The organism is Dickeya dadantii NCPPB 898, assembly GCF_000406145.1.
Taxonomy (GTDB): domain Bacteria; phylum Pseudomonadota; class Gammaproteobacteria; order Enterobacterales; family Enterobacteriaceae; genus Dickeya; species Dickeya dadantii.
In genome coordinates this window covers 2,399,390-2,422,592 of sequence record NZ_CM001976.1, presented here as the reverse complement: position 1 = coordinate 2,422,592, position 23,203 = coordinate 2,399,390, and the positions used below count along the sequence as shown (strand labels likewise).

General features: G+C 58.0%; 17 protein-coding genes. 10 read left to right on the top strand and 7 right to left on the bottom strand.

Features of this window, described 5'->3' with window-relative positions; translation table 11 throughout:
• Positions 1–72 precede the first annotated feature (72 nt).
• Positions 73–966, top strand: a complete 894-nt coding sequence (locus DDA898_RS11140; RefSeq protein ID WP_013317971.1) for a LysR family transcriptional regulator — start codon at positions 73–75, stop codon at positions 964–966.
• Between the two features lie 56 nt (positions 967–1,022).
• Here the strand turns inward: DDA898_RS11140 and DDA898_RS11135 are convergent, their stop codons facing one another.
• Positions 1,023–2,147 (bottom strand): ROK family protein, encoded by a 1,125-nt coding sequence (locus DDA898_RS11135; RefSeq protein ID WP_038909798.1) that lies wholly within the window; start codon positions 2,145–2,147, stop codon positions 1,023–1,025.
• Positions 2,148–2,496: 349 nt separating this feature from the next.
• Between DDA898_RS11135 and DDA898_RS11130 the strand changes: the two genes are divergently transcribed.
• From DDA898_RS11130 to DDA898_RS11105, 6 genes are all read left to right on the top strand, one after another.
• Complete coding sequence (locus DDA898_RS11130) at positions 2,497–3,579, top strand: ABC transporter ATP-binding protein (RefSeq protein ID WP_038909797.1); 1,083 nt, start codon at positions 2,497–2,499, stop codon at positions 3,577–3,579.
• Positions 3,576–4,430: an ABC transporter permease gene (locus DDA898_RS11125; RefSeq protein ID WP_013317968.1), complete on the top strand. Its 855-nt coding sequence runs from the start codon at positions 3,576–3,578 to the stop codon at positions 4,428–4,430. The genes DDA898_RS11130 and DDA898_RS11125 overlap by 4 nt, the downstream gene beginning before the upstream one ends.
• A gap of 3 nt (positions 4,431–4,433) precedes the next feature.
• Positions 4,434–5,267 carry an ABC transporter permease gene (locus DDA898_RS11120; RefSeq protein WP_038909796.1) on the top strand — a complete coding sequence of 278 codons (834 nt, stop codon included), beginning with the start codon at positions 4,434–4,436 and terminating at the stop codon, positions 5,265–5,267.
• A gap of 35 nt (positions 5,268–5,302) precedes the next feature.
• Positions 5,303–6,436, top strand: coding sequence for an extracellular solute-binding protein (locus DDA898_RS11115; RefSeq protein WP_201765860.1), 1,134 nt, complete (start codon positions 5,303–5,305; stop codon positions 6,434–6,436).
• A gap of 159 nt (positions 6,437–6,595) precedes the next feature.
• The gene (locus DDA898_RS11110; protein ID WP_038909795.1) at positions 6,596–7,354 is read left to right on the top strand and encodes a glycerophosphodiester phosphodiesterase family protein; all 759 of its coding nucleotides are present in this window, start codon (positions 6,596–6,598) and stop codon (positions 7,352–7,354) included.
• A gap of 83 nt (positions 7,355–7,437) precedes the next feature.
• Positions 7,438–8,202 (top strand): inositol monophosphatase family protein, encoded by a 765-nt coding sequence (locus DDA898_RS11105; RefSeq protein ID WP_013317964.1) that lies wholly within the window; start codon positions 7,438–7,440, stop codon positions 8,200–8,202.
• A 75-nt stretch (positions 8,203–8,277) separates the two neighbouring features.
• Here the strand turns inward: DDA898_RS11105 and DDA898_RS11100 are convergent, their stop codons facing one another.
• The 6 genes from DDA898_RS11100 to DDA898_RS11075 all read right to left on the bottom strand — a co-directional run bounded on the left by DDA898_RS11100 (position 8,278) and on the right by DDA898_RS11075 (position 19,621).
• Positions 8,278–9,834 carry a ferritin-like domain-containing protein gene (locus tag DDA898_RS11100; protein ID WP_038901235.1) on the bottom strand — a complete coding sequence of 519 codons (1,557 nt, stop codon included), beginning with the start codon at positions 9,832–9,834 and terminating at the stop codon, positions 8,278–8,280.
• 115 nt (positions 9,835–9,949) lie between these two features.
• Entirely contained in the window at positions 9,950–11,788 is a 1,839-nt protein-coding gene (locus DDA898_RS11095) for a GMC family oxidoreductase (protein WP_038909794.1), read from the bottom strand.
• Positions 11,785–12,243, bottom strand: coding sequence for a hypothetical protein (locus DDA898_RS11090; protein WP_038909793.1), 459 nt, complete (start codon positions 12,241–12,243; stop codon positions 11,785–11,787). The genes DDA898_RS11095 and DDA898_RS11090 overlap by 4 nt, the downstream gene beginning before the upstream one ends.
• Positions 12,244–12,810: 567 nt before the next feature.
• Positions 12,811–15,315: a putative virulence factor gene (locus DDA898_RS11085; protein WP_038909791.1), complete on the bottom strand. Its 2,505-nt coding sequence runs from the start codon at positions 15,313–15,315 to the stop codon at positions 12,811–12,813.
• Entirely contained in the window at positions 15,312–18,302 is a 2,991-nt protein-coding gene (locus tag DDA898_RS11080; protein ID WP_038901231.1) for a virulence factor SrfB, read from the bottom strand. The genes DDA898_RS11085 and DDA898_RS11080 overlap by 4 nt, the downstream gene beginning before the upstream one ends.
• A 2-nt stretch (positions 18,303–18,304) precedes the next feature.
• Entirely contained in the window at positions 18,305–19,621 is a 1,317-nt protein-coding gene (locus DDA898_RS11075) for an SrfA family protein (RefSeq protein ID WP_038909790.1), read from the bottom strand.
• Between the two features lie 409 nt (positions 19,622–20,030).
• Between DDA898_RS11075 and DDA898_RS11070 the strand changes: the two genes are divergently transcribed.
• From DDA898_RS11070 to DDA898_RS11060, 3 genes are all read left to right on the top strand, one after another.
• Positions 20,031–20,888, top strand: a complete 858-nt coding sequence (locus tag DDA898_RS11070; protein ID WP_038909788.1) for an SDR family oxidoreductase — start codon at positions 20,031–20,033, stop codon at positions 20,886–20,888.
• 364 nt (positions 20,889–21,252) lie between these two features.
• Positions 21,253–22,686: a serralysin family metalloprotease gene (locus DDA898_RS11065; RefSeq protein WP_038909787.1), complete on the top strand. Its 1,434-nt coding sequence runs from the start codon at positions 21,253–21,255 to the stop codon at positions 22,684–22,686.
• Positions 22,687–22,837: 151 nt separating this feature from the next.
• Positions 22,838–23,200 carry a protease inhibitor Inh/omp19 family protein gene (locus DDA898_RS11060; RefSeq protein ID WP_081639194.1) on the top strand — a complete coding sequence of 121 codons (363 nt, stop codon included), beginning with the start codon at positions 22,838–22,840 and terminating at the stop codon, positions 23,198–23,200.
• Positions 23,201–23,203 lie beyond the last annotated feature (3 nt).

The following is a 23,203-nucleotide window of genomic DNA, read 5'->3' as shown; positions in this document are numbered from 1 at the left end:
AATTGAGGTGATGAACCGAACGATAGGTTCGGTGCATAAACAGTCGTTAGGTATACAAAGGCGGGCTGAAGCATGGTGTTGACGAAAACCACACTGGAACAATGGACGCTGCTGCAGGCGGTGGTGGAACTGGGCGGCTTTGCCGCGGCGGCGCAAGCGTTCAACCGCAGTCAATCTTCGGTCAGCTATCAATTGTCGTTGATGCAGGAGCGGCTGGGGGTGTCGCTGCTGGCGCCATCCGGGCGCAGAACGGTGCTGACGGCGCAGGGGCAGCAATTGCTGGCGCAGGTTATCCCGTTGCTCAATGCCTTTCAGGCGCTGGAGTCGCGGGCGGAGGTGCTGCGACGTGGCGGACGAGCCAGAATCGACCTGGTGGTGGACAGCATTTTTCCCAAGTCCACGCTGTTTGGCGCACTGCGCGATTTTCAGTCTCGCCACCCGCATACGCAGGTGCACCTGATGGAGGTGCTGCGTAGTGAAAATCGGGCGCAACTGGCGGATCGTCAGGCGGATATCTGGCTGATTTCCCGGCCGTGGGACGGCATCAATCGGGGAAGGCTGCTGATGGAAATGGCGTTTGTGGCCGTAGCACGGGCCGATCATCCGTTGCACCGGTTAGCCGCGCCGTTGGCGTTTCAGGATCTCGCGGCATATCCGCTGATTGAAATCATCGACCGACAACAGCAAAAAGACAGTTTGCGTAAGCCGGCCAGCGCGGAAAACTGGACGTTCACCACGGTGGAAGCCGCGATAGAAGCGGTCATGCATGGCGTCGGTTATGGCTGGATGCCGGAGGCGCGTATCGCACCCTGGCTGGCTTCCGGCGAGCTGAAGCCGTTGTCGCTGCCACAGGGCGGTCGGCGTTTCACCCCGTTATATCTGGTGGTAGAGGAAGAAAAGCAGCCCTGCGACGCCGAGGTCGCCACCCTGGTGACGCTGCTGACGGCCGCGTCGACGCCGGTTTAAACGTGACGCCGTCACTCATAATCTCTGGTTTGCAGTTGGCTTACGCCAAACGGGCGTCAGGCGAAATAACGTGCTTTAAGCGGCATCAACGCCGCGCCAATCACCGACGGGTCGTGCTGGATCTGGCTTAGCAACAGTTGGGGATATTGGGCGGCGAGACCGTAACGTGGCGGCTGCTGGATCGGCGGCACGTCGAGCAGCATCTTGCCCAGCGCCGTCGGCAATTCACCGCCGAACACGATGGCGGCCGGGTCAATCACCGCCCGCAGCGCGTCAATCGCCCGGTTCAGGTATGGCCTGACCTCCGCCACCCAGTCGTCTACGCCCGGCCATTGCGGGTCGAACTGCTGGCGCAGGGCGCTTACCCGCTGGATATCGATACCGCGCGCATTAAGCCGCTTGATCAGTTCACCCAGCGCCGGACGGGAGGTGAATTCCTGCTCGGTATAAATGCGGCTGATCTCACCGGCATTGCCGAACGCACCGGAAAACGGCTGCCCATTGAGGATGAGGCCGGCGCCAAAGCCGTAATTGAACGACAGGTAGCCGAAGGTGGGATAGTACAGCCCCGCGCCCAGCACCGATTCGCCAATTGCGCCGGTAGTGGCGTTGTTCTCCGTCCAGACGTCCAGGTCGAACAACGTTTCCAGTTCGCTTTTGAGATCCACCAGTGACCAGTCGCGCAGCGGCTCCGGCGCATTGAACAACCGCTTTTCTTCCATCAGATAACCGGCGATGGCAAACCCGATGCCGACGACCGTCGACGCCGGAATAGCGTAGTGTTGCAGCGTCTTGCGCACCCGGTCTTTCAGCGTAAACATCGCCCGAGTGCGGTCATTCAGCGCGATATCCAGCGTTTCTTCATGCAATACCTGGCAACTGAAATCGCACAGGCAGAACGCCAGCATATCCGTATTTACCGAAATGCCGATGCTGTAGCGCGCGGCGGGCGCCAGTTCCAGCGCCGGACTGGGTTTGCCGCGTCCGTGCACGATGCATTCGCCCAGCCGTAGCAGCCCGCGCTCCAGCAGGCTGTCGATGATGCGGTGCACCGACGGTTGGGTGAGGTTGGTCAGCGGAGAAACCGCCGAGCGCATGATGTTTCGATGGCGGCGAACAATGTCCAGCACCATGCGTTCGTTCACGGTGATGCTTTCGTTATGGTGAAGTATTGACCGCATCAGACGCAGGTTCCAGCGCGAGTGTTCATGGTGTGCAGTTCCTTTTTATATCGCCAAATCGTGCAGTTAAACCAGCACCTGCGGGGCATTGTCGCTAGTGTATATCATGTTAATTATTAAACATTATGAATGATAATTGCGCCATGCATGATATGCAACCCGGAAATAAAGATAGTCACAGTGAAAATTTAGATATTTATTTTTATATCAATAGATTGATTCATGATTTTCCCATTACATTCTTGCAACATATCTGTCATTATTATTATGCATACTGCATTATAAGTTGAATTAATGACGTTTTCACCTTGCTGAACATGATGCCTTGCGACTCACGGGAGACCATGTAATGAGTAGACTGGAAGTGGAACGCGCCAGTGTGGCTTACGGTGACGTTCCTGTCCTTAGAGGGGTGTCGTTTGACGTTAACGAGGGGGAGTTCGTCACTCTGCTGGGGCCATCCGGGTGCGGCAAAACCACGCTGCTGCGCGCCATTGCCGGTTTTGTCCCGCTGGACGGCGGGCGCATTCGCATCGGCGGCCGGGAAATGAACGGCCTGGAGCCGGAAAAACGCAATACGGCGATGTGCTTTCAGTCTTATGCGCTGTTTCCCCACCTGACGGTATCGGAAAACATCGCCTTTGGGTTACAGCAGCGCAAAGTACCACGTGAGGCGTTGAGTCATCGGGTGGTGGAAACCGCGCTGACCGTAGCGATGGCCGGGCATCTGGATAAATTACCCACCCAGCTATCCGGTGGTCAGCAGCAGCGGGTGGCGCTGGCGCGCTCAATGGCGGTGCGCCCGGATGTGATGCTGTTCGACGAACCGCTGTCCAATCTGGATGCTCGGCTGCGTGAACAACTGCGGTTGCAGATCCGTACCTTACAGCGTAAGCACGGTTTCACCGCGGTTTATGTGACCCACGACCAGGCGGAGGCGCTGGCGATGTCCGACAAGGTGATCGTGATGCACGGCGGCAGCGTAATTCAGTCCGGAACCCCGCAGGAGATTTATCACCGGCCGGTTAACCGCTTTGTGGCCGATTTTATCGGCACCGCCAACATCATGGTGGGCACGGTTACCGCGCGGGATGGGGACGCCGGGCAGTATCGGGTCGACACCGCGCTGGGTGAATTCGTGGTTGCGTCGGACGAGCCGCCGGCTCAGCAGCGGGTCTATCTGTGCTGGCGGCCGGAAAACGCCTGCCTGCTGTCGTTGCCCGCGCTGGGGCAGAATATCTTCTCGCTGCGGGTTAAACGCCAGACCTTTCTCGGCAACCTGACGGATATCGAAGGTTGTCATCAGGATAGCGACAGCGTTCATTACCGGATTCAACTGCTGGGTTATCAGCCGCTGCTGGAAGGGGAAACCTATTATTTTTCACTGCCGCCCGGCGCGTTGCAGTTTTTGCGCGAAGCGGTGGCGGCATGAGATCGTCGCTGATGGCTTACCTGATGCTGCTGCCGGGGCTGGGGATCATCGTGCTGGCGATGGGCGCAGTGTTGGGGATGGCGTTTTCCCAGTCGCTGGGGTTCTTTAATTTTGCCGGCGACAGCGGGTTATCGCTGCGTTTCTGGCAAACCATGCTGACCGACGAACAGCTGTGGCGCTCTTTTTTCTACTCGGCGCGCATTGCGCTGGTTAGCGCGCTGCTGTCGGCGGCGCTGGCCTACCCGCTGGCGATTTGGCTGCGCAAGCCGTTTCCGGGGGCCGTCACCCTGCGTGCGTTGCTGAAAGCGCCGCTGCTGGTGCCGGGGCTGACCGCGGCGTTTCTGTTCGTCAATTTCATCTCTTATCAGGGGTTTCTCAACGTCGCCATGCTACGACTGGGGCTGACGGAGCGGCCGATTCGTATGCAAAACGACGCCAACGGCATCGGCGTGATTCTGTTGCAGGTCTGGAAACAGATGCCGTTTGCGTTGCTGTTGCTGAGTGGTTCGGTTCAGGCTATCGGCGACACGGTGCTGGACGCCGCCCGCAATCTTGGCGCCGGCGCCTGGGTTCGTTTTCGTCGCATCGTGCTGCCGCTGACGCTGCGGGCGTTGCAAACGGCGATGATGCTGATCTTTATCGGCGCCGCCGGTGATTTTTCCTTTCAGTCGGTGGCGGGGCCGGTCAACCTCAACTCCATGTCGCAACTGATGCTGCGGGTTCAGCAGTCGGGCGCTGAAGGCTGGAATCAGGCGGCGGTGGTGGCGGTGATGCTGATGTTGTTGTCGCTGGCGGGGGCCGGGTTGTTGGCGGTCGCGGCCCGCGCGGCCGTGCACAGAATAGGGAAATAACCGATGCAGCAGACCGTGATTGACCGACTCAACCGCCTGCTGGTGGTGGTGATCCTGCTGTTGGGGACCGTGTGGTTGATTCTGCCGTTTGCCATGGCGGTGCTGTGGTCATTGGTGGATCCGTCTCACCCGTGGGCGTACCCGGATGTCTTCCCGCCGGTGTTGTCGCTGCAGCGCTGGCGTGAATTATGGAACAACACCTCGCTGCCCGATGCGTTGTTGCACAGCTATCTGCTGGCGCCGATGGTGACGCTGACCTGCCTGCTGCTGGCGATGCCGACCGCTTATGCCTTTGGCCGCCTGTCGTTTCCCGGCAAAGGGCTGGCACAGGCGCTGACGCTGCTGCCGATCGTGTTGCCGGGGTTCGTGGTGGCGGTGTTCTTCTCCTCATTGCTGATGCGCCTGGGGGTGTACTCGCGGTTCATGGGGATTTTCCTCGGTCATACGGTGCTGTTTCTGCCGTACGCCATCCGCATTCTGAGCGTCTCTTTCAGTCAGGTCCGGCAGGATCTGGTGGATGCGGCGCGCAACCTGGGCGCATCCCGGCGGGAAATCTTCCGGGTGGCCTACTGGCCGGCGCTTCAATCCGGGGCGCTGGCGGCGATAATCATGGTGTTCATTCTGTCCATCGAAGAGTTTTCCGTTTCCTACATTGTGGGCGCGCCCGACTTTATCACCGTGCCGACCATTCTGTATTCGTACCTGGGTTATAACTTCATTCGGCCTAATGCGGCGGTGGTGTCGCTGATTCTGGTGGTGCCTAACGTGTTGTTGATGCTGCTGATGGAGCGCTGTCTCAGACATGTTCCGGCGTCTGCGTTCGTCAATAAGGGATAACGATGATGCCGCTTAATCATTCAGGGGAATCTTGCATGTTCATTCGACTCAGTCTGTCAAAAATAGGGCGACTGGCGGCGTTGCTGGTACTGTTGCTGCCGTTACTGCGGGTGCAGGCCCAGACGCCGGATTTGTCTAGCCTGTCCTGGCAGGCGGTGGAAGCGCAGGCGCGTCAGGAAGGTCAGCTTGTCTGGTTCAACTGGTACTATCAGGACCGATTGCGCGAAGAGGTGAAGGCGTTCGAGAAACAGTATGGCATTCGGGTCACCATTCCCGATGGCGAGGCGATGGCCAGCATCAACAAACTGCTGGCGGAGCAGCATCGTGAGCAGGGCGATATCGACGTGATCTCGGTGGGCGGCAGCCAGTTCGGGTTACTTAACGGACCCAAACTGTTCTGGGGGCCGCTCAAAGCCCGATTGCCGGCCGGCGACAAACTAAGCTACCAGATCGAAGGGGTTGATACCCAGGGCTACGCGGTGGCGTTCTGGGGCAATCAGACCGTGATCGCCTACAATTCTGCGCGCATCGACACGGCCGATCTGCCGCATTCGCTGCCGCAGTTCGAACAGTTTTTGGTGAAAAACCCCGGTGAATTCACCTTTAACGTAGAGAATGGCGGCTCCGGTCCGGCGTTTATCGAATCCGTTACCCGGGCGTTGGTCACCGACGTCAACTACCGTGACGGCAATGCCGCGCCGGCGGTGTTGCAGCGGCTTGCGCCCTCCTGGAGCTGGTTCAACCGTTACAAAGGCAGCATGGTGATCAGCGCGTCCAATGCCGACAGCATCACCCGACTGAATGCCGGCGAATTTAAGCTCGCCGCTTCATGGGAGGATTTGGTGCTGTCGCTGCAACACAAAGGCGAAGTGTCGCCGGATATCAAATTCTACCTTCCTGATTTTGGCATGCCGGGCGGCGGCAATGTGGTGGGGATCCCGGCCAACGCCAAACATAAGGCGGCGGCATTACTGTTCATCCACTGGCTGACGCAGCCGGACACGCAACGGCGCTTTCACTCGCAGTTCGGTACGGCGCTGCTGACGCCGGCGGACGACGGCGCTCAGGCGACGGATTCGCTGGATCGGTCGCGCAGTTTCGCCTGGGCGGCCAAGCCATTGGGCGACGAAATCAAAAAGCAGTTTATTCAAAACGTGATGCTGAAATGACATCGCGCGGCCTTGTTATGACGCTTGACGTGATGACGTTTGAACAACAGACGTTTAAAAACCGTTTGTTGTATCCGACGCGGGCAAGGCCAAACGCATTTTTAATTCAACATATTTTCTTACTCAACACCGATGTATTGAAACACCAGGGAAACCATTATGTCTGATGTGATAACCGATCACCTTCGTCACCACCGCGTGGTGAATGATGCATTAATCGCCCACCGCGGCGCCTCGGCGCTGGCGCCGGAGAATACGCTGGTTGCCATGCGTAAGGCGGCGCAACTGGGGGCAAAGTGGCTGGAGGTGGATGTCAAACTGACGCGGGATCGCCAGCCGGTGATCATCCATGATGATCGGGTGGATCGCACCACCAATGGGCGCGGTCTGGTCGCCGGCCTGACGCTGGCGGACATTCGCCAGCTGGAGGCGCGCGCGCAATTCGGCGACGCGTTCGCCGGGGTAACCATCCCGACGCTGCAGGAGCTGATTGCATGCGTGCTGGAGCTGGATATGGGATTGCAGCTGGAACTGAAACCGACCGCAGGCGACGACGTGGAAACGGCGGAGGTGGCGCTGGGCGTACTGAAATCAATGTGGCCCGCCAACCGCGAGCGGCTGTTTCTGTCGAGTTTTTCCGTTCGTTCCATTCAGGCGGCGGCGCGGCTGATGCCGGATGTACCGCGGGCGTTTGCCGTGGTGGTGCCGCCCAGGCGCCCGGTGGCGTTGTTGCAGGAAACCCATTGCCAGATTTTGCACTGCCTGTCGGAGCTGCTGGATGACGAGGCCCAGCACATCCTGGCGGACAGCGATATCGAATACGCGGTGGCAGTCGTCAATGATGCCGCTCAGGCCCGGCGCTTCCTCGATAATGGCGCCCAGACGATCCTGTCTGATATTCCCGATTTGCTGGGTTGATAACCAAGCTGGGGTGAGAACCAAGCTGGGGTGAGAACCAAACTGGGGTGAGAGCCAAAGTGGGTTGATAACCGGAGGATATAATGTCTGATTTGCAGTTGCGCTTTGAGACCGCCAACACGGTCATGGAGGAAGCGGCGTTGCTGGCAAGGCAGTTGTTTGCCCGGCGTGACAGCGTGGTGGTGGAACAGAAATCCGCCAATGATTTTGTGTCGGATGCGGACCGGCAGGTCGAGCAGTTGATCCGCGACCGTCTGCGGGAGGCGTTTCCGCAGGACGCTATTCTGGGCGAAGAAATGGGCGGCGAAGCCGGCGATAGTTTCTGGGCCATCGACCCGATAGACGGCACCACCAACTTTTTGCGCGGTTTGCCGCTGTGGGGCATTTCGATCGGGTATGTCGAAAACGGGCTGGCGATGGTCGGCACCGTTGCGTTGCCGATGTTGAACCTGACGCTGTCGGCGGCGATAGGCTGCGGCGTATGGCGTAACGGGATGCCGTATCGCCGTCAGGTGCCGTTCAGCGAGGTTCGGCTGGTGGCGCTGGGGGAAAGTAATAAGTGGGCGGCGGCGGAAGTGGCGATGCTGGACGGCTACCTGCGTGATGAAGGCTGGGCGGTGGCGCGCTATCGCTGCGCTACTGTCGGACTGGGGTTTGCCGCGTTGGGGTTTACTGACGGTTACGTGGAGAAAAACACCAGCATCTGGGATATCGCCGCCGGGGTGGTGATCTGTACGGAAGCCGGGCTGGTGGTGAAATATCGCGGAAGTTATGAGGTGGGCGGTATGCATGTGGCGACCGCCATCCCCGACGTGCAGCAGATCGTGGAGCCGTTCTTCAGTCTGTGAGGCGAAAAAAGTCTGTGAAGCGAAAAAAAAGCACCGCCGGGCTGGCGGTGCGGGAAAGAGAAGAAATCGTGCGCGTTACTTGTTGATGAACGAGCGCGGTTTCGGCGGCGTAGCGGCCAGCGCGGCCTGAATACGCATCGGGTTGAAGTAGTTGCGCATCAGCCGGATACGGTGGTCGTCGGTGAACTCATAGCGTATCGCCCAGTCGTAACTGTAAGGCACGCGGGTGGATTTGGTGATCCCCTGCTGGCTGCCGTAAGCCATTGCCTGATTGTCGCTGAAGAAGACTTTTTCCACCACTTCGCTGCTGAATTCTACCGTCTGGCTCATCAGCGACCAGAAACGGGAGAAACCTTCGTGGCCGTAGAACACGCCGGTATAAGGCACATCCACCGGGCCGGTCATGTCCCACACCAACTGTTCGCTCAGGCAGGTGAGCGCCATCGGCAGGTCGCCCGCGGCATAGGCCTGACCGAGTTTCTCCAGCGTAGCCTGGTTGTTGGAGAACGTGACCGCCTGACTCTTGGCCTGAAAACGCGGCGGCGGCGGCGGGGTATACTCGAACGTCGGCGCCGCGCGGTAGGCGTTGTCGCCGGGGAACGGATGGGAGACGATCGCCCGGAAATCCTCCCGCAGCGCGCCCATCGCCATCACCGCCGGGGTGAGTTTTAACGGGCGGCCGGACAGCGCCAACTGTAGGTTTTCCAGCAATTCGCAGTAGCGACGGTTGAAGCGCACAATCGCCTTGTGCAACTCGCCTTCCGGATAGTCGCTGACTTTGGCCGCGCTGTGGGTTCTGACGGCCTTGTCCCATTCGATCGTCAACGGTTCGCCGGTCGGGCCGCTGGCGATGGTGTCGCCGTGGGCGTACAGCCGCTCGCAGTAGATTTCGTTGAAGCGATAATAGTGCGGGACGTCATTGTCTTCGCCCTGCCAGATATTGTGCGGCGAGCCTTCGCCCTGATCGCAAATCTGACGCAGGCTGGCGACCGCGCTGTCCAGATCGGTCACCGGAATGACGGCGCCGTAGGAACCGTGGCAGAACTGCTCCGGCTCAATCTGGCGGGTGGGGTCGCCGCAGAACACGGCCTTTTCGCCGAAAGATTCCACCGCCGCCCGCAGGCGTGATTCGATATAGACGTAGTATTCGCCGATCGACATGTCGCTGCAGACATGGCTGGCTACCACGTCCGGACGCACGTATTTCGGGTGTTCGATTTGCATCGCCTGATGTATGGCGTGCTGAGAAAACGGGTGTAGCTGAATTTCCAGATCTTCGATGCCGAACGGCAGCGTGGCCGGGTAATCGGGCAAAAAATCGTGGCCGCTGATATTTGGCGTGCCGCCCACCGCATTCAGCAGGTTGCCGACCATGACAAAATGCAGCATTTCTTCAATCACGACGGAATGAATCACCTCGGGGACACGCGGATCGATGTCGTCATTCATCGTATAAAGCATTGTAAGGTAGGGGGGGATTACCGCGTGTTCCAGCACCATCGCTTTTTGCAATAAGTCCCGGATATCGTCTAACTCGTGCGCCAGATCCTTATGGCTGGTTAATTTGACGTAGCCTTTTTCCCTGAACATAGCATCCAAATCTTGGTGTGTGGCGTGTTCGTTTAAGTTCATGATGTTATTCCGTCTTAGTCAGTGGCGGCAGTGACGAAGTGTGTAGTTAGTCTTATCTATTTATTCGTAGCATGAAACCCGAATATCATCATCTTTTGTAGCGCTTTTTTCGCGTTTAACGTGTGCTGGCACACATTCTGTCCAGTTCGGAAAGAATTGTGCGCGCGGCCCATAGCGTCAACGCCGCCAGCGTCAGGGTGGGCGGCGCCGTTCCCATGCTGACCATGTTGCCGGCTCCCACCAGATAGAGATTCTTATGAATCCAACTGCGTTGCTGGCGATCAACCACCGAATGATGGGGCGAGCTGCCCATACAGTGCGTGCCGGCGATATGCCCGGCGCCGACAAACGCCAGCGGCTGCCCCTGACAGGTAAAGTAGCCGGGGTCGTCGGGCGAGTAATGACTGTGATCGCGAATGCCGGCGTGCCGGCAAATCTGGCGCATAGCGTTGCCGGCGCGCGCGACGCCGGTGCGGGTGTACAGCGACAGGTCATAGTGGATGACCGGACGATGATTGCCCAGCGCGTCGCGGTAGTCAGGATGAATGGTCACCCGGTTATTGTATTCCGGCAACTGTTCCACCAGGCAGCGGGCGCTGAATTGCCGCGACAGCCGTTCGCGCATTTGGCTGCGTAAGCGGGCGCCGCACAACGGCTCCGCCAGCAGGTGTTCGATATCGTGGTATAAGGCGTTGACCGGCCAGCGCCAGCCGTCGTTGCTCAGCTCGATGCGATAGGCCGCGCGATGCGCGCGGGCCGGGCCGCCCCGCATGGCTTCAATCCCCGAAGTGGCGAGCGGGCCGCGCATCGGCCACAAGGGCGCGTCGGCCCGGCCCCAGACCGGCAGTACCGGGTGATCCATCAGATGACGCCCAACCAGATCGTTACCTTTACAGGCATCGGACGCCAGCAACAGCACCGCATTGGCAATGGCGTTGCCGGCCAGCACATAGCGTCGGGCGCTGACGGTATGCAGGTGATGCAATGCCGTTTCCTGATGCACATAATGGCGAAACTGAACGCCGGTGATGGCATCGGTCGATGGGTCGATCAGCAACTTGTGCGCTACGCTACAGGTGACGACGTCCAGCAATGCCGGATCGGCGTCTTCCAGCGTTTTCAACGCGTTGTAGCGAGCCTGCGTCGGGCAGAGCGGCGTGCAATAGCTATTGCCGGAGCAGCGCAGGCCGAGATGCGGGCTGCCTGCCGCGCCGCGAGGATGATAGCCGCGGCCGTGTTCGTAACCGGGGTGCGGCACGCCGTTGCGCGCGGACGGCGTGCCGCGCAGGGTCAACGGTGTCGCCTGTCCGTCTTCCATAACCGTCATGCCGTTGAGGCGGCGCGCCAGCTGTCGATCGCCCCAGGCAGGGGGCAGACCTTGCATCGGATAGACATAATCCGGCGGAAACCGGATTCCCAGATACGCCTGTTCCTCTACATTGGCCGAGACGCCCAGTTCGTACTCCGCCGCCCGATACCAGGGTTCAAGATCGTTGTAGCGCAACGGCCAGTCCAGCCCGATACCGTAGCGGCTTTGCAATTCGAAATCTTCCGGCAGCATGCGCATGGCGCTGCCGAGCCACTGTAGCGACGTGCCGCCGAGCTGGCGGCAGTAGGTGGAACTGAATGGTAACGGACCACGTTGCACCAGATAGCCGCGGTCGTCATAGCCGTCGGGCATCAGGGGCTGGAGGGCGGTATCGTGCGGCGCCGGCGCGTTGACGTTACGTGGGCCGGATACCTGATGGTTTTTGCCCGGATGCTGGCGATAACGCTGCAGCGTATGCCGGTATCCGGCGTAATGCAGGTTATCACCGTCGCCGGCCTCCAGTATCAGGCAGCGTTTTCCCCCGCGGGTCAGGGTTTTTGCCATCAGCGAACCGGCAATGCCGCCGCCGACGATCACCACGTCGTAATCGGTCTGCTCAGCCTGATGAGGGGTGATGAGATTCATCCGCGCGTTCTCCACTCCGCAATGGGCGGTTCGGCCCAGGCGCCGAATTCCTGCTGCCGGATCGCCTGCGGGTGGGCGTGGATGGCTTGCCAGATCAACGCCTCGCGCCAGGCGGCGTCGCTGAGAAAACAGGCGGCGGCGTCCGACTTCGAAGAAATGGGCACCCACTGGCCGGTGTACCATAAACGCAGCAGGCTGCGGGCGACCGGGCCGAGCGTCAGCGATGTCAGCACCGTGGCTTCCAGCCAGTTGAGCCGTAATGCGTCATCATCCGGTTGCGCCGCAAAGTCGTGCAGCAGTTGTTTGAACGGTGCGGCGGCGTTGTGCTGCAGCCAGGTGAAATAATCGTGAGCCAGTCCGGTGCCGGTCAGTTCAAACTGACTGAAACCGGTAAGCAGGGCGGATAGGGTCAGAAAATCGTCAAAGGCGGTGTCGGGTTCACTACTGTTACTCATGATGTGTTACCTGTGCCATGTCGTGAACAGCTGAGAGAAAACCGCGCGTCTGAGCGGTGTCAGGCGTCGTGGAACGGGGATCACTATCGTTTTTCGGCGACGTTGCCTAAGGCGACATCACCCGCAGTCTGGTATGCCAATACAGGTGTCAGAACACACCCAATGGATAACTGCAACCCGATATCCCTGGAAGAAGGGCCGTTCTGTTTTCCTTTGCAGGAGCAACAGTCCGGTCGTCATGATGGTGGAAAAAAGAACGGGGTAGCCTGCGTGCCTTTTTTAGCGTTGACAGTATTTTTTAGCGTCAACAGTACTTTTTAACATCGACAATATTGTTTTAAACCGGGCGAATCAAAGAAAAAACATGATAATAAAAGTATTCGTTACCTATTCGGTACGGCAGTGCACACCCCGTGTAAAACTATGACGTGAGAGTCGTATTTTTGCAAGACCAGCCTGATTTATAACGTGATTTTATCGAAATTTTGGATAAGGAAAGCAGCATAATTATTTGATTGTGTAAACTTTTATGCTGAAAGGGCGGAGCGTAATGCTCCGCCGCAGGGGTCAGCTTTCGGTCGGTTTGATCAGACCCAGAATCGTTCCCAGACGTTCGCGCTGTTTGGGTTTGATGTCACGCCCAGCCGCATAGCCGGCGTTCTGGATAATCATCTCGTTCAGGCCGATCAGCCAGTCATAAATGTAATAGGCGGTATTGTTGACCGGCGTCGCCGACAGTTTGGTCAACCGTCGGGAGGTGCCGAAGTTGGCCGTTTGCTTTTCCGGCTTGGCAAAGATCTTGTTGCCTTTGTTGACGCGGCTGTCCGGTCGGCCGGCCTCGGGCACCTGCTGAAAGCCTAGCCAGGCGACGAAATCGCCGAGCACGTTGAGCGCGCGCGAAACCTGTCGATCCGCTTTGCTTTCCCGGTTAATACCCAGTTGCCCGGAATCCAACAGCATGGTTTGCAGCTCATCGTCAATCTTCAGCCGCACGCTGGCCGTAATCAGTTCCTCCACCAGCATTTCGATGGTGGGGCGGTTAATCCCCAGTAATTCAATGATGGCGACGTTTTCCGGTAGGTTGCGCAAGTGGTTGATCCAATACCGGTACAGATTACGGGCGAACTCCGCTTCATAGCTGTGGTTTTCGGTTTGCTCTTCCTCGGTCGGCGCCGGCGCGACGACAGTTTCGTCTTCTTCGCTCGGGTCGGCGTCATCGCTGAACAGGTCGATATCCATCCCGACGCCAAACGGTTCATAGCTGACCAGCGGCACCGCCGTATCCTGCGCTTCCTGATAGGACGCGAAGTTGCGTTGCGCCTGTTCCTGTTGTTGCAGATACAGCCGACGTAGTTCATCGCGGGAAGGCAATAGCCGTTCCAGCAGTTCGCCGTGCACGCCGGTTCGGGTTTGCAACGCTTTGAGCATCGACTCGGCGATATGCTGTTTGTGCGCCGGGTCATCGGCGCCGGCCGGCTGATACCAACTGCCAAGCAGGTTATCGGACAGCTCGCGCTGCAATTCGCTCAGTTGTTCGTTGATGCGCCCCAGTTTGACTTCACGGCGAACCTCCGCGTCCAGCCAGGCCGCCATCCTGTTGATGCCGCGCTTGTCCATCGCCAGCATGGTGCCCCAGGCATCGCCGGGGTTACCCACGTAACGCTGTACCGCTTCATCGTTGTTATAGCCGTGGGTGAAACGCCGGTCATGACGGGTCACCGCCCAGATCAGGCCGGGTTTGCGGCGACTACGGACTTGCGGGTTTTCACCCTGGGTATGACGCACCCAAAAATCCAGCGCCCGGCCGACGTGGCGTACGTCCGCTTTGCAGGCGGCGGCGGTACAGACCATCAGCAGATTCATTTCCTGATCGTCGGTATAACGCTCCAGCAGATAGGCGCGTTTGGCGCGCAGCAATGCACGGGACAACGGGTGTGGCTTGAGGCGCAACAGCCGCTCCGGGTTATCCTCGTCCGGCTCGAATTCCGGCTCGTCCTGCAGGCTGAAACCGGGAAAATCGAGCAGGTCCACCTGTTCGAACAACGTTTCCTTTGGCGGTGACAGCAGCGGAATTTGCACTTCAGCCGCCAGCATGAGCAGTTCCGCCAGCGACAGCTCTACATTTCTGGCCGCGCGGCCGTTGACGATGGGGCGCACCTGCGCGCTGAGATCGGAAGGGCTATTGAGCCGGTCGAACAGGTTGGCGTTGAAAATACCGCTGTCGGGTTGCAGTGATTCATCCACCAGCAGGCTGATCGGCGCCAGTACCTTGCGGGTGCCGGACAATTGCTCCAGCGTGTGGGCGAAATGGCGGTAGAGCGAAGTGTATTCCGACTGTTCGCCCCACAGAACCGAGAACAGGCTGGCGCGGTCGTCGATGCTGAGGTGCGGCGCCAGCTCCACCGCCAGCGGCCAGAATTTGCGTTCCAGCGGCTTTTGACGCCGGGCGTCGTGGCGCACCAGATAATCCCACAACGCGACCACGTCATCGCCGTCCAGCCCGGGCACCGCTTCCTGCTGGCGGTGCAACGACAGGGTTTTCAGGTGCTCGGCGATATGCTGTTCGTCAAGCTCCGGCGCCGGGTTCTGACTGTCTTCCAGTACGAAGGCATAGGCCATAATTCGGGCGATATCGGCCTCGTTGAGCAACTGGACCTGTACCGGATTCGGGGTGTTTTTGCCTTCAGCCTGCCGGGTAAAGCGGGTGACAAAGGCCGGTTGCTGGTTGTCCGGATTGATGTTTTTCTGGTAATCCAACGTAACGCCGCCGATAGAGGTTTCAATTCGTCCGTTTTCGTTACCGGCCAGCGAGGTCAGCAGATAAGTTTTGCCGCCCTGAGCCAACCCGAACATGCCCATGGCGATCTCTTTTAACGACGAATCGGACAGGCCGCGGGCCTTGTTGCGACAGCGCCGCAGCTTGACGATAAGCCGATCGGCTTCCATATCCAGGCGGGGAACGTTGCGCCGGGTTTCATCCACCCAGGCGATCGCCTGATCCACGCCTTGCGAAACGGACTGTAACTGACGGCTGAGACGGCTCGACAGCTGTTTGGGCGTTAATGGTTTCATTTCTTGAAGACGCTCCCGCTATCGATCCAGTAATGTGCCATGCCGGAAACCGTGCTGGACAAGGTGTTGAGTTTCAGCCTTAGCTGATGCGGCGAAATGGCGAGCCCGGAGCCTAGCACCGCGTCGGCGATCTCGACGCGTTCCGGCGTGAGGTTATCGTCGCCCGGCACCACTTTCAGGCGCACGTGCAGTACGCTGTCGCCGGCCACCTTGCGGGCCAGTTCCGGATCGACGATCGACAGCGAGTAGAGCGGTGAAGCGGGCCAGCGTTCGTTGTCCAACTGGCGAAAGCCGAGGCACAGTGAGCCGCGTACTTCGAAACCGGACTGATCGTCCAGCGTGAAATCGGCGTCATCCAGATCGATATCGTTATAGTAGACGTTATCGGTGGTGAGGGTGTGGCTGCTGTCCAACATACCGAGGTAGCGCACGGTGGAATAGGGTTCGAAATCCCCGGCTTTGAAGTAGAAACCGGGCAGACGCAGATCCAGCGCCAGCAGGCACAGCATCGCGCCCACCGCGGCGGTGGATTTCGGGTTTTCGATACGCCCGCGCTTGTTAAACGGATACCAGTCGCTGGTGTGATAGCCATCCAGCGACATCATGCGGTTAATCGGCAGCGGCTGCAGGTGGCGGAACAGCGCCTGAATACCCGGAAAACGGGACGGACGGCCGGTCAGCAGCAGCACGTCGCAGGCATACAGCGACACCACTTCCGACATCAGCCGCAGGTGCTGGGTAATGCTCATGCGGTTGGCCAGAAATTCGCTGTGCAGCTTGCCAAGACGCAGAATCAGCGGCACCTGCAGAATATCGAACGGCGTTTCCTCGTCCGGCAATTCACGCTGGATCTCGCTGTTGACGTATTCCAGTACTTTGCGCGTCGGCGCCTGCGGCAGCATTTCGCCGAATGTGGTGTCGATTTCCGCGTTCAGATCGAGCGGGTCGAACTGTTCGTAGGCTTCCAGAATCGCTTGACCGATAGGAATGAACATTTGCAGCGTGACCTGCTGGCGCAGCGTCAGCTGGCCGTCCATGCGGCCTTCGCTGCCGAACAGCCGGGTCATCAGGCTGTCCGGGCTGGTGACGCCGGCTTTTTTCAGCGCGACCTGCAACGCCGGCAGCACATACAGCTGGATCACATCCAGCAGAATGTCATCGCCGGCGACTTTAAACCCTTCACGAAACAGCAGACGGGGGATGATTTTGACGTTGCTGCCGACGCCGTCGTCCAGCCAGTATTGGGTAATCGCCAGATCGGTGGTGCCGCCGCCGATATCGATAGACGCGATGCGCAAGGTTTTCCCCGGCTGTTCGTCGTCCGCCAGTTCTTTGTCCGGCCGCGCCATGCTGGCGAAGAACGCCTCCGCCCGGCCGCCGAAATTCACCTGCGCTTCGTTGTAGAGGTACACCATCTGTCCGCAGGTGGCTTCATCCCACTCCATCTGGACTTCCGGCACCGGCATGCTGCTGTGGCGCTTACCCTCCACCGTCAGGAAATCCTCATCGGCCGGGTGCCAGCCCATCGCTTTCCACACCAGACCGATCGCTTCGATCATCCGCCGCCGGAAGATCTCGCGTTCCGGTTTAGGCATCGCCGAGGGCAGGGTCAGAATAATGTTGCGTAACTGACGCGGCGCGTTGGCGTGAATCATCTTCAGGCGTTGGGCGGGGCTGTTCATTTGCATCAGCGCCTGCGCCAGCAGTTCTGAGAGCATGAACGTCATCACCGAACTGCGGCTGTAGTGCGGGTCGAACACCGGCAGGCGTTCGTCCAGCGGCAGGCTGAACAGCGGCTGGCCTTCATCGTTGACCAGCATGGTCAACGGCATGGCGGTCGCCAGCGGCTCCTGCTGACGCGGGCTGTTGGTCTGGCTGAAACGCCAGCCCGGCACATACGGCTCTTCGTCCCACAGATAACGGCGCGGGCTGGAAATACCGCTGGAACCCTCGGTTCCCTGACGCTGTAGCGCCAGACGGCTGGCCTCGCGCCCGACGCGGGTAATCGACGGCCAGACAAACGCATCGTCGCGGCCGCTTTCGAAGGAGAAGTTTTGCTTGCCGAAGCGCGCCTGGGCGAACTCCACCCGGCTGTCGAACAGCTCGTTGTACAGATAATGAGGCTGGCTCAAATCGCGGATCTGTAGCTCGTAGGTCTGCTTGAGGCCGTTGCTTTCGTCGGCGTGATCCTCCACCAGGATCCCGGCGGTGTGGGAGTTACCGACGTCAAGAATCAGATCCACATTGATGGCCGGCTCTTTCAGCGTACCGCTGGTGATGCGGATTTCCGGCACATCCAGCAGCGTCGCCATAATATCCAGCAAATTCAGGTAATGCGCCTGATATTCGAATTCACGCAGATTCTGGCGGATATCGCGGGGTTTGCGGCTTTCCACCACCAGCGCCTGCTGGGAAAATGCTTCGCGCAGCCAGCCGTCCACCCAGGTCTGGTCGAGGAAATCGTCCAGTTCTTCACTGTGGTAGGCCAGCGTGAACAAGCGCCCGGCGTTGATGTCGCTTTCGCTGGGCGCCAGCGCTTCCAGATCGTGACTTTCCGGATAAACACGGGTATCGAAGGCCAGACAGAGGCGGTGGGTGTTGCCGTCATCGTCCGGCTCGCCCAGCTCCAGCACCTGTACCCGCGCCCAGTTGTTTGGGCCGCCCATGAAGGTCCGCGGCGGGTTAAAACGGAAAAAAGGCAGCGGCAGCCATACGTTGCTCAGCAGACGCAACGACTGTTCCAGCGTGTAACTGGATTCCGGATTGACCGCTTCCGGCAGCACCTGCATGGCGCTCGGCAAGGCGTATTTTCCGCTGTGTTCGTTGTACGTCAGCCGCAACAGCGGCCCGTTGGCGCTCTTGCGAACAAAGCGATTGGCGAAGCTTGACCGGGCCGGCGGGAGCTTTAACGCAAAATCGAGAAACTGAATACCGCTATTCTGAATCAGCGTAATTTGTTGTTTGTAATCTGTCAGGGTTGCCAGCATGGTTATTTGCTCTCACGCTTAATCGTCATCGGTAGCTCTGTGTCGGCATCGTAGCGGCCTTTACATTCTGCGGCCTCGCTCGATTCTTGCCGGGTGCAGACGATTTCCGGCATCGGATAACGGGAACCATCGCTGCAGCGCGCCCGATAGCGGCTGTTGATCACCAGATTGCCGGACTGATGCAACCCGGCTTCCACCTCAGCCTGGCAGGTGACTTTTTCGCTGTAGTTAAAGCGAACCCGGCCTTTGCCGTCTTTGATCTGGTAGCGGAGAACCGGCGGTTTGCCGGTCAGCGGATTTTTCATGGAAACGACCGCCTGCCAGTTGCCGTCGAGGAAACGGATGGAGCCGATTTTTACTGCGTCGGCAGGCATCACCAGCGCGCCTTTCGGCGCGGCGCTCATCTCGACATGGGCGGGGGCTTCCGGCGCTTTTTCTTCGGGTTTCTTCTGTTCAGCCAGCGCTGGCGGCGTCAGCAGCGTCGCTACTTGCAACGGCAGATTCGGCGGTGGAAGCGTATCCGTCGGCGTAGCGCTCAGCGCGCGTTTTTCCGGTTTGATGGCGGTCACCGCCGGCGGAGCGTTGTTTTCGGGTTGAGAAACGCAACCGCGGATCTGGAACGCCAGCGTCGCCAACAGCGCGGCGCCCGGCGCCAGCAACCAGATGCTGGTCCAGACCCGGCGCGGCGACGGGGCGGCTTGCGGCGGAGCGACCGGTTCGGCAACCACGATCGGTTCCGGTTCGACCGGCGGCGGCGGTTGTTCCGGTTCGGGTTCGGCGACCTGTGTGGTCACTTCCGGCAGCGGTTCCGGAACCGGCTCGGGAATGTCGACCGGTTCAACCGGGCGCAGGCACTCCAGCACATCAGCGCGGGATTTTTTGCCCAGGCTGACGAATCCCCAAAAGGTGATGACCGGTTTATCGTCCACCAGATAGACATGATTGGAACCTGGAAACTGAAAGGCTTTCGACAACAATACCCCGAAGAGTTTCTGTGCCGGCTTGTTGGATTGCTGCGCCCGCTCGCTAATGGCGCCAACGGTGCCGAGATACTGTTCCAGCACCAGCAACGCCTGCTCACGCTGTTCGTCGCTGGCCGCCATCCAGGAGGTTATCTTGCCGGCGAAGGGCGCATACCAGTCGATGCGGTCGCCATCCTCGTTGGGTTGGGGGATGGCCAGACAGTCCGCGATGTGCTGTTGTTTGCGAAGACGCAGTGTCTCCCGTAGTTGCAGCGCCGAAGCATAAACGGGCTGGCCGTTCTCTCCCAACGCAAGAAAATCGTCTAAATTTCCACTGCGTAAAAATAATTTTGCCACGCCAAAGAGACCCTTTGTGATAAACCGTCAAGGCAGAAAATCGTGTTCAATATCTGCGATTATAATTCTGATGATCACGAATCAAATACGTAAAGAAGTGACAAATATGACAAATATTTGCGTCATCAGCTCTCTGAAAAAGCAATATCGCATAAGTGCGATGTGACTGAAACTAAAAAACCGGCAGGTCGATTATCTTACAGGTTACCCGGTAGCATGCCAGCTGGAAGGCGGCGGCGAGCATTCTGTGATGTTGTCGGCATTTTTATTCAACACTAACCTTTTTGTTAGTACTTACTAAAAGTTAGCTTTGGTCATATGCTGCTGGCAAGAGCTTCAGCCTGTTCTGGCGTTGAGAGCATGCGGGTTGAAGCGTGGCGTAAGGTTTTCTCATTAACAGGAGTACGTGATGTTTGCGATTACAGGAGCAACCGGCCAACTGGGCCGTCTGGTGATTGATTCGCTGGTGAAATCGGTGCCGGCAGAACAGATCGTTGCGGTGGTGCGCGACCCTGCCAAGGCCAGCGCTCTGGCCGCGCAGGGGATTCATGTGCGACACGGTGATTATGATCGGCCGGAGACGCTGGTCAGCGCGCTGAACGGGGTAGACAAATTGCTGTTGATCTCATCAAGTGAAGTCGGCAAGCGCGAAACCCAGCACAAGGCAGTAATTGACGCGGCGAAAAAAGCCGGTGTCGGGCTGATTGCCTATACCAGCCTGCTGCACGCGGATACCTCGTCGCTGGGGCTGGCGGCCGAGCATCTGGCGACCGAGAGTGCGCTACGCACCTCCGGCATCCCTCATGTTATTTTGCGTAACGGCTGGTATACCGAAAACTATGCCGCCAGCATCGCGCCGGCTCTGGCGCACAGCGCGTTTATCGGCGCCGCCGGCGAAGGTCGCATTGCTTCCGCGGCGCGCGGCGACTATGCGCAAGCGGCGGCAATAGTGCTGCAACTGCATGGTCAGGAAGGGAAGATTTACGAGCTGGCCGGCGATCACAGCTACACGCTGGCGGAGTTTACCGCGGAAGTTGCGAAGCAAAGCGGTAAACCGGTGCAGTATATCAACCTGTCCCAGGCTGATTTCGCCAACGCGCTGAAAGGTGCGGGATTACCGGACTTTCTGGCCGATATGCTGGCGGACTCCGACGCCGGTGCGGAAAAAGGCGGACTGTTTGATGATAAGAACGCGCTGACGACGTTGCTGGGGCGCTCGACAACGCCCTATGCCGAGGTTATCCGCGGTACGCTGGCATCGCTGTAATTTTTTTTCATGTTATTAAATACCGTGGCGCGCTGGCGACAGATGCGCCACTTTTTATTCTGCCAATTTCCCCTTCCTCAATGTTCTGTCTGGTTTTTTTTCGTAGTCTGAACGCAAGGTAATAAAACGTCGATTTTCCTGACAGAATCTTGTCATTTTATTTCTGTTTTACTAACCTGTCTGTGTTGTCAGTCTATGCCGCATTTCAAGCTGATTAATGCATCACAAGGCGTATTCACTTTCAATAGGACAAAAAGTGAATAGGGTAAACAGTGAATAGACTCGTGTTTAGTCGCGGTGTTGCCAACATATCTACAATTTGAAGTATTACGGGTATAAAGACGAATTTCATGGAGGAAATGTTATGGCTTTATATGGAAAGAAGACCGATCTTTCTTCCGCATCATCCGGTGGCTATACCGGCGTGGCGGATGTCTATCAATTATGGCATTACCACGCCCGCGGCAATGGCAACATCGGCGATAAGCCGTCCTATACGTTGGAGCAGGCCCGCGATCAAATCACCCGCGGCAATATTACCTGGAATGGCGAAAAGGTTTTCGGTAAATCCGCCGCGCTGACTTACTCTTTTCTTCAGTCGGTCGCTGATAGCGACATGCCTGATAATTTCAAAGGCTTTGTCAAATTTAATGCCGCGCAGATTCAACAGACCAAACTGGCATTGCAATCCTGGGCTGATGTGGCGAACGTCACATTTAGCGAAGCTAAGGATGGTGAGCGCGCCACCATTCAGTTTGGCAACTATACATTAACCCCGGACGGCAATACGGATAACAACAGCCAGGCGTTCGGTTTTTATCCCGGCAATTGGAAATGGGCCGGCTCAGCCTGGTTTAATTATAATCAGGCCGACAATCAGCGGCCGGATATCAATGAATTTGGCCGTAATACGCTGACGCATGAAATCGGCCATACGCTGGGGCTGTATCATCCTGGAGATTATGACGCTTCCGACGGTAATCCGGGCTATAAAGACGTGACCTACGCGGAGGATACCCGCCAATTCAGTATTATGAGCTACTGGAATGAAGGGTACACCGGCGGCGATTTTCATGGCTATCATGCCGCCGCGCCGCTGATGGATGATATTGCAGCCATTCAAAAATTGTATGGCGCCAATATGTCGACCCGCACGGGCGATACGGTATACGGGTTTCATTCCAATAGTGGTCGTGATTTTTATACCGCGACAGACAGCAAAACGCCGCTGATATTTTCCGTTTGGGATGCCGGCGGCAACGATACCTTTGATTTCTCCGGTTACAGCGCGAATCAGCGTATTAGCCTGATTAGCGGCACCTTCTCGGATGTCGGCGGGCTAAAAGGCAATGTTTCCATCGCCGCGGGCGCGGTGATTGAAAACGCGATTGGCGGTTCAGGCCATGATGTGATTGTGGGTAATCTGTCTGATAATCGTATTGACGGCGGTGCCGGCAATGATGTGCTTTATGGCGATGGCGGCGCTGATATTTTAACCGGTGGCGCCGGTAAAGACATTTTTGTTTATGCCTGGGAAAAGGATTCGCTATCGTCGGCGCCGGATACCATTACCGATTTCCAGCGTGGCGAAGACCGGATCGATTTATCTGCATTTAATAAAAATCATGATCTTCGCTTTGTGGATAATTTCTCGGGAAAAGGAAACGAAGTGGTGTTGAATTGGGATAGTCAGTCTCATCAAACCAATATGTGGTTGCATTTAAGCGGGCACGAGACGGCTGATTTTCTGGTCAACATTGTCGGTGCGGCATTACAACCGTCGGATGTTATTGTTTAAAAATAACGGGAACGCTCCCGCTATTTTCGGGTTTGTTGAATAACGGCAGGTGTTTTCTCTTATCGGAAATATGCCTGCCGTTATCAACATATTTAACCAGATGGTTTCAATTATTAAACGCGTTCACTGATGACCGAATGATGGGAATATCATGAAACAGCTTATTATTGCGACATTATTGAGTGCACTGAGTGGAGGATGTATGGCGAGCAGTCTGAGATTGCCGTCCGCGGCGGAACTGAGCGGGCAGTGGGTATTGAGCGGCGCAGAGCAGCACTGTGATATCCGGTTGAACACCGATGTGCTTGACGGCACGACCTGGAAGCTGGCTGGCGACAGCGCGTGCCTGCAAAAATTGCTGCCGGAAGCGCCGGTCGGTTGGCGGCCGACGCCCGACGGCTTGACGTTGACGCAGGCAGACGGCTCGGCGGTGGCGTTTTTCAGCCGCAACCGCGATCGCTACGAACATAAGCTGGTTGACGGCAGCGTTCGCACCCTGAAAAAGAAAGCCTAAGGG

Bases quoted from the DNA above. Each gene is read 5' to 3' on its own strand.
- DDA898_RS11140 (WP_013317971.1), top strand. From the start codon at position 73: ATGGTGTTGACGAAAACCACACTGGAACAATGGACGCTGCTGCAGGCG.
- DDA898_RS11135 (WP_038909798.1), bottom strand. From the start codon at position 2,147: ATGCGGTCAATACTTCACCATAACGAAAGCATCACCGTGAACGAACGC.
- DDA898_RS11130 (WP_038909797.1), top strand. From the start codon at position 2,497: ATGAGTAGACTGGAAGTGGAACGCGCCAGTGTGGCTTACGGTGACGTT.
- DDA898_RS11125 (WP_013317968.1), top strand. From the start codon at position 3,576: ATGAGATCGTCGCTGATGGCTTACCTGATGCTGCTGCCGGGGCTGGGG.
- DDA898_RS11120 (WP_038909796.1), top strand. From the start codon at position 4,434: ATGCAGCAGACCGTGATTGACCGACTCAACCGCCTGCTGGTGGTGGTG.
- DDA898_RS11115 (WP_201765860.1), top strand. From the start codon at position 5,303: ATGTTCATTCGACTCAGTCTGTCAAAAATAGGGCGACTGGCGGCGTTG.
- DDA898_RS11110 (WP_038909795.1), top strand. From the start codon at position 6,596: ATGTCTGATGTGATAACCGATCACCTTCGTCACCACCGCGTGGTGAAT.
- DDA898_RS11105 (WP_013317964.1), top strand. From the start codon at position 7,438: ATGTCTGATTTGCAGTTGCGCTTTGAGACCGCCAACACGGTCATGGAG.
- DDA898_RS11100 (WP_038901235.1), bottom strand. From the start codon at position 9,834: ATGAACTTAAACGAACACGCCACACACCAAGATTTGGATGCTATGTTC.
- DDA898_RS11095 (WP_038909794.1), bottom strand. From the start codon at position 11,788: ATGAATCTCATCACCCCTCATCAGGCTGAGCAGACCGATTACGACGTG.
- DDA898_RS11090 (WP_038909793.1), bottom strand. From the start codon at position 12,243: ATGAGTAACAGTAGTGAACCCGACACCGCCTTTGACGATTTTCTGACC.
- DDA898_RS11085 (WP_038909791.1), bottom strand. From the start codon at position 15,315: ATGAAACCATTAACGCCCAAACAGCTGTCGAGCCGTCTCAGCCGTCAG.
- DDA898_RS11080 (WP_038901231.1), bottom strand. From the start codon at position 18,302: ATGCTGGCAACCCTGACAGATTACAAACAACAAATTACGCTGATTCAG.
- DDA898_RS11070 (WP_038909788.1), top strand. From the start codon at position 20,031: ATGTTTGCGATTACAGGAGCAACCGGCCAACTGGGCCGTCTGGTGATT.
- DDA898_RS11065 (WP_038909787.1), top strand. From the start codon at position 21,253: ATGGCTTTATATGGAAAGAAGACCGATCTTTCTTCCGCATCATCCGGT.
- DDA898_RS11060 (WP_081639194.1), top strand. From the start codon at position 22,838: ATGAAACAGCTTATTATTGCGACATTATTGAGTGCACTGAGTGGAGGA.